Annotated in this window: 5 protein-coding genes; all 5 read left to right on the top strand. The window is 47.5% G+C overall.

Annotated features, from left to right (window positions below):
* Window positions 1–271: 271 nt before the first annotated feature.
* From gatC to rlmD, 5 genes are read left to right on the top strand one after another with little or no spacing between them, the layout of a single operon-like run.
* Complete coding sequence (gene gatC / locus IV40_RS10005) at window positions 272–571, top strand: Asp-tRNA(Asn)/Glu-tRNA(Gln) amidotransferase subunit GatC (protein WP_057771187.1); 300 nt, start codon at window positions 272–274, stop codon at window positions 569–571.
* Complete coding sequence (gene gatA, locus IV40_RS10010; RefSeq protein ID WP_057771189.1) at window positions 571–2,040, top strand: Asp-tRNA(Asn)/Glu-tRNA(Gln) amidotransferase subunit GatA; 1,470 nt, start codon at window positions 571–573, stop codon at window positions 2,038–2,040. Before gatC ends, gatA begins: the two co-directional genes overlap by 1 nt.
* Complete coding sequence (gene gatB / locus IV40_RS10015) at window positions 2,037–3,467, top strand: Asp-tRNA(Asn)/Glu-tRNA(Gln) amidotransferase subunit GatB (RefSeq protein ID WP_057771190.1); 1,431 nt, start codon at window positions 2,037–2,039, stop codon at window positions 3,465–3,467. The genes gatA and gatB overlap by 4 nt, the downstream gene beginning before the upstream one ends.
* Window positions 3,468–3,498: 31 nt before the next feature.
* Window positions 3,499–4,488: a diacylglycerol kinase gene (locus IV40_RS10020; RefSeq protein ID WP_057771192.1), complete on the top strand. Its 990-nt coding sequence runs from the start codon at window positions 3,499–3,501 to the stop codon at window positions 4,486–4,488.
* 54 nt (window positions 4,489–4,542) lie between these two features.
* Complete coding sequence (rlmD, locus tag IV40_RS10025; RefSeq protein ID WP_057771194.1) at window positions 4,543–5,913, top strand: 23S rRNA (uracil(1939)-C(5))-methyltransferase RlmD; 1,371 nt, start codon at window positions 4,543–4,545, stop codon at window positions 5,911–5,913.
* The last annotated feature ends 87 nt before the right edge of the window (window positions 5,914–6,000 follow it).

Raw genomic sequence — 6,000 nt, forward strand, 5'->3', positions numbered from 1 at the left:
CGAAGGCTTAAGGAAACTTTGACCAAAATTCCTTGGTTTTAGGAATTTGGGCAAAGTGACTTAAACGTAGCAATCAGTGCCTGCGAACACGTTTAAAAAGAGCAAGCTTTAGGAACTAAATTGAAATGTTTTTTCATAAGAAGCCGGCGATTTTGCCGCTTCTTTTTTATTCGGTTTAATTCACGGCTTAACTTGTTTGCGTTATATGGTAGAATAAGAAAAGTTAAAGATTCATTGACAGGTGCTCTGAATTAAAAAGCGAGGGATTTTAATGATCGAAAAAAAGCAAGTCGAACATGTGGCTGAATTAGCAAAGCTGTCTTTCAGCGATGCCGAATTAGACCATTTCACCAGCCAGCTCGATGAAATTATGAAGATGGTCGATCAATTAGATGAAGTTGATACGACCGGCGTTGAACCAACCACGCATGTTGGCGACTTGGTCAACGTGTTCCGCAAGGATGAAGCCAAGCCGGGCACACCACGCAAGGAACTGATGGAAAACGTGCCAGAGGAACAAGATGGCTTAATCAAAGTGCCAGCGATCATTGATGAGGGGGAAGACGAATAGTGAATTATTTAAACGAAAGCTTAACATCCCTGCATGATAAGTTAGTCAATCACGAATTGACCAGCAAGGACCTGATTCAAGGCACATTAGCTAACATTCATGCCCAAGACGGAGACATCAAGGCCTTCTTACGGACCGATGACGAACGGGCCCTTGAAAAAGCGGCTCAAGTCGACAAAGATGGTATCAATCCGCAAGATGTCCTGTCCGGTTTGCCAGTTGCCATCAAGGATAATATTGTTACCAAAGGGTTAATTACCACTGCGGCCAGCAAAATTCTCGACAACTTCAAGCCGATTTACGATGCGACCGTTGTTCAAAAGCTGAATGACGCCAAGATGATTACCATCGGCAAGACCAACTTGGATGAATTTGCGATGGGTTCCTCCACTGAAACCTCTGCTTATCAAATGACCAGCAATCCTTGGGATCATACGAAGGTCCCTGGCGGCTCATCAGGCGGTTCGGCCGCAGCCGTTGCTGCTGGATTTGTGCCGGCTGCCTTAGGGACAGATACCGGCGGTTCGATTCGTCAGCCAGCTGCTTTCAACGGCATCGTTGGGATGAAGCCGACTTACGGCCGTGTCTCACGGTGGGGTGCAATTGCCTTTGCCTCCAGTCTCGACCAGATTGGGACACTGACTCGTGGGGTTTACGATAATGCGTTGTTGTTAAATGCCATCAGCGGTCTGGATACAAAGGACAGCACCAGCAGCGGCAATCCAGTGCCCGATTTTACCGCCAACTTAAACGGCGATATCAAAGGGATGAAGATTGCGATGCCGAAGGAATACCTCCAAGAAGGGGTCCAGCCTGAAGTGAAGGCGGCCATTTTGAAGGCTGCCGATACTTTGCGGAGCTTAGGCGCTACAATCGATGAAGTCAGTTTGCCGCATACTCAATACGCAGTGCCGACGTACTACATCATTGCATCTAGTGAAGCCAGCTCCAATTTGCAGCGTTACGATGGCATTCGTTATGGCTACCGTGCCAAAGACGTTAAGACGTTGGAAGACGTTTACGTCAAGAGCCGTTCTGAAGGGTTCGGCGATGAGGTCAAGCGCCGAATCATGTTAGGAACATTCTCCTTGTCCGCTGGGTATTACGATGCCTACTTCAAGAAGGCTGCTCAAGTGCGGACGCTCATTAAACAAGATTTTGATGATATTTTGAAAGACCATGACTTGATTATGGGCCCGACAACACCAACGCCAGCCTTTGGTATTGGCGAAAAGGTTTCTGACCCAGTCACCATGTATATGAACGATATTTTAACAATTTCGGCTAATTTAGCAGGCAATCCATCGGCTTCAATTCCAGCTGGATTTGTCGATGGGCTGCCGATTGGGATGCAGCTGATTGGGAAGCCGTTTGCTGAAAATACAATTTATCGGGCCGGCTTTGCGTTCGAACAAGCTACCGATTTTCATAAACAAACACCAAACATGGAAGGAGACGCCGCAAAATGAATTTTGAAACCACGATTGGGCTCGAAGTCCATGTTGAATTAAAAACCAATTCGAAGATGTTTAGTCCGGCACCCGTCACTTATGGTGCAGAACCGAACACGAGCACAAATGTAATCGATTGGGGCTTTCCAGGTGTTCTGCCGACCGTCAACCAAGGCGCTTACGGCTTAGGGATCATGGTCGCATTGGCTTTCCATGCCCACGTTGCCCATGATACGCATTTTGATCGGAAGAATTATTTCTATCCGGATAACCCGAAGGCCTATCAGATTACCCAGCATGAGGTCCCGTTAGCTCGAGATGGCTACATCGAGATTCCGACGCCGGATGGTGGGACGAAGCAGATTGGGATTGAAGAACTCCATGTCGAAGAAGATGCTGGGAAGAACACCCATACGGGTCAATATTCCTATGTCGATTTAAACCGGCAGGGGACGCCTTTGATTGAAATCGTGTCGAAAGCCGACATGACTTCCCCAGATGAAGCCTACGCTTATTTGGAAAATCTGCGTAAAATTGTTCAGTTTACCGGCGCTTCCGATGTCAAGATGGAAGAAGGGTCGATGCGTGTCGATACCAACATCTCGATTCGTCCCATCGGCCAGAAAGAATTCGGTCAAAAAGTCGAATTGAAGAACTTGAACTCCTTCAACCATGTTCGCTTAGGCTTAGCTTACGAAGAAAAACGGCAGGCCCGTATTTTAATGAACGGCGGTACAATTCGTCCAGAAACACGCCGTTTCGATGAAGCAACTGGTGAAACCGTCTTAATGCGTGTCAAGGAAGGGGCCGATGATTATCGCTACTTCCCTGAACCAGATATTCCTCGTGTTCAAATCGACCAAGACTGGATTGATGACATTGCCGCCCACATTCCAGAAATGCCGGACAAACGGCGGGCTCGTTACATCAATGAACTCGGTTTGCCAGAATACGATGCAGGGGTGCTGACCGATACCAAGGAAATGTCAGATTTCTTTGAAGAGACAATCAACGACGGCGCCGATGCCAAGCTGGCTTCCAACTGGCTGATGGGCGGCGTGAACCAATATTTGAATGAAAATAAAGTTGATTTACCAGAAACAAAATTAACGCCAGCCCATTTGGCTACGATGATTCAGATGATTGAAGATGGGACGATTTCTTCTAAGATTGCCAAAAAAGTCTTCAAGGAAATCATTACGAATGGAACGGAACCACGGCAATGGGTCGAAGACAAAGGGTTGATTCAGTTGTCTGATCCGGACCAATTGAATCCGATCATCACAGATGTGTTAGATAATAACCAGCAGTCGATCGATGACTTTAAGAATGGGAAAGATCGTGCGGTTGGTTATCTGGTCGGCCAGATTATGCGGCAGACACATGGGATGGCCAATCCGAAAGTGGTCAATCAATTATTGATGGCGGCTTTAAAGGCACGTTAATTGAAATTTTGAAACAAAGGAAGGATTTATTATGCGAGATCGGGCGCGATTGATTTATAATCCAACGGCGGGCAGCGAGGCAATGAAACGCTCTGTGGCGGATATCTTGAACATTATGGAAGAAGCTGGTTTTGAGTCGAGTGCCTTTCAAACGACCCCGGCACCGCTGTCGGCACAGCATGAGGCCACTCGTGTTGCTCAGGATGGCTATGCCCTTGTTGTCGCTGCCGGCGGCGATGGGACGATTAACGAAGTCGTTAACGGCATTGCCGGATTGAAACACCGACCACGAATGGCAATCATTCCGGCCGGAACGACGAATGATTATGCACGTGCGCTTAAGATCCCGCGTGAAGATCCAGTCGAAGCCGCCAAAGTCATTTTGAAAGGTAAAACCCTCAAAATGGATATCGGCAAGGCCAACGACAAATATTTTATGAATATTGCCGGCGGCGGTTTTTTTACCGAACTGACTTATGATGTACCGTCTGAATTCAAATCGATTTTCGGCTACTTTGCCTATTTGATTAAAGGAGCGGAAATGCTGCCGAGAATCAATTCTGTGCCGATGCAGCTGAAGTATGATGATGGCGAATACGATGGGGAAGCGTCAATGTTTCTGTTAGGGATGACCAATTCAGTCGGCGGCTTTGAACAGCTGGTTCCCGATGCCTATTTCGGTGATGGCAAGTTTTCATTGATCGTCGTCAAAACGGCGAATATGGGCGACCTGCTGCAATTGATGGCACGTGTCCTCAATGGCGGCCGCCATGTCAACGATCCGCGCATCATTTACACCAAGACACAGCATTTATCTGTGAAGACGCCAAGCAGTCAAGAACCATTAAAAATCAACCTCGATGGTGAATACGGCGGTGATACGCCGGTTGATTTTGTCAATCTGCGTCAGCACATTGAAATGTATGCCAACGTCGATGCGATTCCTAAGAAAGCATTAGTCGATGATTCCGTGCAAGTCGGGAAAACACCGGCACTGACGAATGAAAAAGATTCTGAATAAGAGTCGTAAAAAAACTGTGGCAGTTTGCCGCAGTTTTTTTAAAAGGAGGAAACTATGAAAGTAGAAACACCAGTCCATAAAAACGATGTGCTGACAGTGCGAATCACCGATTTGACCTACGCCGCTCAAGGGGTGGCTAAGATTGAACATTATCCATTGTTCATCGAAAATGCACTGCCTGGTGAGGAAGTCGAGATTAAAGTGACCAAGGTCAACAAGACATATGGTTTTGCCAGAGTCACGAAATATATCAAAGTCAGCGAAGACCGTGTCGCTGTTGCTGGTCGGGAATTTACGCAAACCGGAATTGCGCCGCTGCAGCATTTGGCCTATCCAGCCCAGCTTAAATTCAAGCAGCAGCAGATCGAAAATCTATATCAAAAAGCCCATCTTGATATTCCGGTTGCCCCAACGTTGGGGATGCAGAATCCGACTGGGTATCGGAATAAGGCGCAAGTTCCGGTCCGTATGGTTCATGGCCAATTGACCACTGGTTTTTACAAGCCGCATAGCCATGACCTGGTGCCGATGGAAAACTTCTTTATCCAAGATCCGGCCATCGATCATGCCATCGTGGTCGTGCGGGACATTCTCCGGCAGTTCAATATCGAACCTTATCATGAGGAGAAAAACAGCGGTGTGATTCGCCACATTATGGTGCGGCGGGGTTACTACAGTCACGAAACGATGATTGTGCTGATTACCAAGACGAAAAAACTGCCGCATGCAAAGGAAATTGTAACGGCCATCCAAAATAAATTGCCTGAAGTCGTCAGCATCATGCATAATGTTAATTTGAAGGCAACCAATGTCATTTTAGGGCCGCATTCGACCGTGCTGGCCGGCAAATCGACCATTCGAGATACGCTTTTAGGCCTGCAGTTCGATATTTCGGCACAATCCTTCTATCAAGTCAATCCAACTCAGGCCGAACGGCTGTATCGGACAGCGCTCGATCAGCTCCATTTGACCGGTCAGGAAACCGTCATCGATGCTTATTCTGGCATTGGAACGATTTCGCTTTTGCTGGCACGGGAAGCAAAGCAGGTTTATGGGGTTGAAATTGTCGCTCAGGCCGTTGAAGATGCCAAGCACAATGCCAAACTCAACCACATCGACAATGCCCAATTTACGTTGGGACCAGCCGAAGACGTTATCCAAAAATGGAAGGATGACGATTTGAAGGTCGATGCATTGGTCGTTGACCCGCCACGCAAGGGCTTGGCCGCATCCTTCATCGACGCAGTTGCCTATCTGAAACCGCAGCAGATGATTTACATCAGCTGCAATCCGGCCACATTGGCTCGTGACCTCGTTCGTTTACAAGAAGCCGGCTACACAGCCAAATCAACCCGGCCAGTTGATATGTTCCCGCAGACACAGCATGTGGAGAGTGTTACGGTGCTGGAACGGGCAGAAAAATAGCTCATAAACCGCGTCATGGCGGCATTTACGGATAATTAAAAGTGTACTTTTTCCTTTCAGAATGTGAAGTGAACCCCAAAAATTGGA

The organism is Lactobacillus selangorensis (assembly GCF_001437205.1).
Lineage (GTDB): Bacteria > Bacillota > Bacilli > Lactobacillales > Lactobacillaceae > Paralactobacillus > Paralactobacillus selangorensis.

Bases quoted from the DNA above. Each gene is read 5' to 3' on its own strand.
- rlmD (WP_057771194.1), top strand. From the start codon at position 4,543: ATGAAAGTAGAAACACCAGTCCATAAAAACGATGTGCTGACAGTGCGA.
- IV40_RS10020 (WP_057771192.1), top strand. From the start codon at position 3,499: ATGCGAGATCGGGCGCGATTGATTTATAATCCAACGGCGGGCAGCGAG.
- gatC (WP_057771187.1), top strand. From the start codon at position 272: ATGATCGAAAAAAAGCAAGTCGAACATGTGGCTGAATTAGCAAAGCTG.
- gatB (WP_057771190.1), top strand. From the start codon at position 2,037: ATGAATTTTGAAACCACGATTGGGCTCGAAGTCCATGTTGAATTAAAA.